Origin of the sequence: Sandarakinorhabdus sp. (assembly GCF_031422795.1) — a bacterium.
Classification (GTDB): Bacteria; Pseudomonadota; Alphaproteobacteria; order Sphingomonadales; family Sphingomonadaceae; genus Sandarakinorhabdus.
On the sequence record NZ_JANPML010000411.1, the window covers coordinates 1 to 4320 of the forward strand.

Below are 4320 nucleotides of genomic sequence, written 5' to 3' on the forward strand. Positions count from 1 at the left end.
ACCCTCTCCCGCAAGGGGAGAGGGGGTTATTTCGGCTGCTGCTGCGTGATGCAGTGGAAACTTCCACCGCCGGCGAGGATATGATCGGCGCGCATGCCGATCACCTCACGGGTGGGGAAAAATTCGGCAATCGCCTTCACCGCATCTTCATCGCTGGGCGCGCCATACAATGGCACCACCACCACGGCGTTGCCGATGTAGAAATTCATGTGGCTTGCGGGCACGATCTCACCATCGCGCAGCACCTTGCCGGGTGACGGCACGGGCACCACCTCAAGCCCGAAATCACGGGCGCGATCCCACGCGTCGTCATAAACATCCTTGTTGGGATCATCGTTGCCGGCGGGCACCGGCAGCGCCAGCCGGCCTGGGCCGACAAAGCGCGCCAGATTATCGACATGACCATCGGTGTGATCGTTCAGCAATCCCTCGCCCAGCCACAGCACCCGATCCAGGCCAAGATCGCGTCGCAGATGGCTTTCCACTTCCACCCGGTCCATCTTGGGGTTGCGGTTGGGGTTGAGCAGACATTGTTCGGTGGTCACCACCAAGCCGGTGCCATCCACATCGATGGCGCCGCCTTCCAGCACCCAGCTGTGCCTGGCGAGCGGGGTCTGCGTCGCGTCGGCCACGAAAGCGGCGACGCCCTCATCACCGGGCAGATCATATTTGCCGCCCCAGAAGTTGAAACGGAAGCCCGCCGCCGCCATCCCGTGCGGCGATTGCAGGAACAACGGCCCGGTGTCGCGCAGCCAGATATCGCCAAAGCCATAATTGTGCAGCCGCACATCAACATCGCCGAGCAACGCCTGCGCGGCTGCCATGGCGGCATCATTGGCCACCAGCAGTTCAACGCGCTCACCCTTGGCAATGGCGCGCACCATGGCGGCAACTTCGGCCTGCGCCGGCGCCAGATCCTCTTCCCACAGCTCCGCATGGGACGGAAATGCCGTCCAGGTGGCGGCGTGGGCAGCCCATTCTGCCGGTTGTCGCGCCGTCATTGTCTTCACACGCTCCCCACACACCGGGCGCTGCCACGCACTGACCATTGGCGTGGCTGGCTGCCTAAACTGTTGCTGTGGCGATTGATTGCCAGCCAATGACGGCGCTGGCAACCGCGAAGTGCGGCACACCGTCTCAGGCAGCGGGCGGCTTGAACCCCGGCTTGAACCCCTGGGCCACCACATACCATTCGCTGCTGCCCTTGCGGCTGGCCGGCGGCTTCACATGCTTCACGCTGGTGAAATGCTTGCGCAGCGCCGCGGTCAGTTCGCCATCGCCGCCGCCGGCCAGCACCTTGGACACAAAACCACCGCCCGGCCGCAGCAGTCGGGTCGCCATGTCCAGCGCGGCTTCGATCAGGCCCATGGTGCGCAGATGGTCGGTCTGCTTGTGGCCCACCGTGTTGGCGGCCATGTCGCTCATCACCAGATCGGCCTGGCCGCCCAGCGTGGTCAGGATCAGCGCCTCGCTGTCATCGTCGGTGATGTCCTTCTGGAACAGGTCCACACCGGCCAGCGGTTCGATGGCCAGCAGGTCCATGCCCACCACCTTGGCCTTGGGCCGTTTTTCCTTCACCACCTGGCACCAGCCGCCCGGTGCCGCACCCAGATCCACCACCCGGTCCAGCCCGGCGAGGAACCCGAATTGTTCATCCAGCTCCTTCAGCTTGAAGGCAGCACGGCTGCGATAACCCTGCGCCTTGGCCGCGGCGACATAGGGATCATTCAAGTGCCGTTCCAGCCAGCGCGTCGATTGCGGTGACCGGCGCCGGGCGGTTTTCACCCGCACCTTGCCGCCGCGCGAACGTCCGCCCGAACCGCCATTGGGGCCCGTTGGTCCAGCGCCGCTCATTTGCCAACCTCGTTCACTTGCCCACCGCCCACACGCCGTCGCGCGTCATCAACGTGCGCAAGATGCCTTCGCGGATGCCACGATCGGCCACGCGCACCTGCCCGCCCGGCCAGCGCGTAAGGATGGCTTCCAGGATGGCGCAACCCGCCACGATCAATTCCGCCCGGTCCGGGCCAACACAGGCGATGCGCGCGCGATCCTGCACGCTGGCCAGGCCGATCGATCGGCACAAGCCGGCAAGACTGGCCGTATCCACCGCGCAGCCATCCACGCGCCGCCGGTCATAACCGGGCAGGCCCAGTTGCACGCTGGCCAACGTGGTGATGGTGCCCGACGTGCCAAGCAACTGCACGTCGCGCACCCCGCGCACCGCCAGCTTGGCAGACATGCGGTCCAGCCACGGGAAGATCTCGTCCAGCATGCGGTCATAGGCCTGCACACGATCAGGCGCCTGCGGCCATTGTGGTTCGGTTTCGGCGAGGGAAACAACGCCCCACGGCATCGAAATCCAGTCGAGAATGGCCGGCGGTGCATCCCCGACGCCCGACGGCGCCACCAGCATCAACTCGGTCGAACCGCCACCAATATCGAACACCAGCGCCGGCGGGCCGTCGCCGTCGATCAGCACATGGCAACCCAGCACCGCCAACCGCGCTTCTTCGGCCGCGCTGATCACGTCCAGCGCGATGCCGGTTTCCTGATAGACGCGCTCCACGAACGCCAGGCCATTGCTGGCACGCCGGCAGGCTTCGGTGGCGACATTGCGGGTCAGCCGCACATCGCGGCGCGCCAGTTTGTCGGCACACGCCGACAGCGCGGCCAGCGTGCGGTCCATTGCGGCATCGGAAAGCCGGCCGGCATCCAGCAACCCCTCGCCCAGCCGCACCACCCGGCTATAGGCATCGACCACGGTGAAACCATCGGGCGACGGCCGGGCGATGAGCAATCGGCAATTGTTGGTGCCCAGGTCCAGCGCACCATAGGCGGGCGCACGGCGCTGCTGGGACGGGTGCATCCGATTTCGGGCGGCGGTGCCACGGCGCGCGGAGTCGGTTGACTCAGGCCGGGGGGCAGATTCAAGCGGGGCCGGCATCGGCAAGTCCAGTCACATTCACAAACCGCCTTGGTCGATGCGCCCCAATGGGACAGCGCCGCAACGGAACCTGACACCACGCTAGCCAATAAGGGGTGTGATAGCAAATCGGTCGATATTTCGCCGCGACGAACCGAAAGCGGTAAACGTGGCGGTTGACCATGGCCGCCCCAACCGCTAAACGCCCGGCCTCGCTGGTTGCTGCCCTGTCGTCTAAAGGTAAGACTCCGGTCTCTGACACCGTTAATCGAGGTTCGAATCCTCGCGGGGCATCCAGCGCATCAGAGTCAGCGGCCTTACGGTGCGCGCCGGGCCGTGATCACCACATCGATGTCATCGGGACGCGGATTGATGAAATCCAGCCGTGTGCGGCCATCGGCGATCATGCTGATCGCTGCCGGGATCGTTGAATTGGTCAGCACCCAGCCGGCAGGGAGAACGACCGCATTGGCCGGGCGACCAAAGGCGCGGTGCCATAGCAATTCGCCGGCCACGATGCGGTAGCGTTCGGGATCGGTATAGGTTTCGGCGATGCGGATACGCCGGCTGGCCCCAACCGTAACCGGCGGAAATCGGAACACCACGGCCGTGGTATCGGCGGTCACACTGGTTTCCCGGGGATCGATTGCGGTGATTGCCGCGCCGCGCACCGTTTCGGTGGTCAGCGCGGCACCGGTATCGAGGTCGCGCGCCGACGGGTTGGACACTGTGCTGCCCGCCCGCACGACATTGACATAGGCGGCAACGCCGGCCCTCTCCTCGGTATAATCATGGGTCAGGTCGAAACTGTGGGTTTCGGGCGGGCGCAGATAATAGACGATCTCGCGGGTTTGGGCCGCGCGTTCACTGATGCGGGCGGCCATGCTCGACCCCGCTGCAATCACACCAGCGGGAACAGCGCGGATAACCAGCGGCATCGGCGCCGGCGTGGCATTCAGAAACGACACCGCGATGCGGCCATCAGCCTGCTGCAGCACCTGCACCGGCACATTGACCGACGCCAGCCGGTAACCTGCCGGAAGGACCACGCTGTTGCGTTTGATGCCCAGCGAACGGTCAAACACGATGGTGTCGCCATCGGTGTAGTAGCTTTTGGCGTCTTCATAGGTCTTGTCGATGCGGATGCGCGCGCCGCCACCTTCGGGCACCGGCCGCGCCAGCGTGACCGCGATATATCTGGCTTGGGGCGCTGCATTGGAGACGCCGCCGGCGCGGGCAATACCGCCGTCAACCTCGGCAAAGCCAAGCGCCGCGCCGGTCGCACGGTCGATCACCTTCTCGTCGGTGGCAACGCTGCCGGTGCGGATGGGATTGAAATAGGTCCGGGCTCCCGCGGTCGTGGCGGTGATGTCGTAGATGATGCGGAACTTGTG

The 4320-nt window shown here is 65.3% G+C and carries 4 protein-coding genes and 1 tRNA gene; 1 reads left to right on the plus strand and 4 read right to left on the minus strand.

Features of this window, described 5'->3' with window-relative positions; all coding sequences use genetic code 11:
* Window positions 1-26: 26 nt before the first annotated feature.
* From RMO81_RS14340 to RMO81_RS14350, 3 genes are all read right to left on the minus strand, one after another.
* Window positions 27-1001: an agmatine deiminase family protein gene (locus RMO81_RS14340; RefSeq protein ID WP_310476585.1), complete on the minus strand. Its 975-nt coding sequence runs from the start codon at window positions 999-1001 to the stop codon at window positions 27-29.
* A 136-nt stretch (window positions 1002-1137) separates the two neighbouring features.
* Window positions 1138-1854, minus strand: coding sequence for an RlmE family RNA methyltransferase (locus RMO81_RS14345; protein WP_310476586.1), 717 nt, complete (start codon window positions 1852-1854; stop codon window positions 1138-1140).
* A gap of 13 nt (window positions 1855-1867) precedes the next feature.
* Window positions 1868-2869 carry a Ppx/GppA phosphatase family protein gene (locus RMO81_RS14350; protein ID WP_310476588.1) on the minus strand — a complete coding sequence of 334 codons (1002 nt, stop codon included), beginning with the start codon at window positions 2867-2869 and terminating at the stop codon, window positions 1868-1870.
* 280 nt (window positions 2870-3149) lie between these two features.
* Between RMO81_RS14350 and RMO81_RS14355 the strand changes: the two genes are divergently transcribed.
* Window positions 3150-3223 (plus strand) — tRNA-Gln (locus tag RMO81_RS14355).
* A 20-nt stretch (window positions 3224-3243) separates the two neighbouring features.
* On the opposite strand, the gene RMO81_RS14360 is transcribed toward RMO81_RS14355, so the two are convergent.
* A partial coding sequence (locus tag RMO81_RS14360) for a hypothetical protein (protein WP_310476590.1) occupies window positions 3244-4320 on the minus strand: 1077 nt, incomplete at its 5' end.

Coding starts and splice junctions, on each gene's coding strand:
- RMO81_RS14340 (WP_310476585.1), bottom strand. CDS start 1,001: ATGACGGCGCGACAACCGGCAGAATGGGCTGCCCACGCCGCCACCTGG.
- RMO81_RS14345 (WP_310476586.1), bottom strand. CDS start 1,854: ATGAGCGGCGCTGGACCAACGGGCCCCAATGGCGGTTCGGGCGGACGT.
- RMO81_RS14350 (WP_310476588.1), bottom strand. CDS start 2,869: ATGCACCCGTCCCAGCAGCGCCGTGCGCCCGCCTATGGTGCGCTGGAC.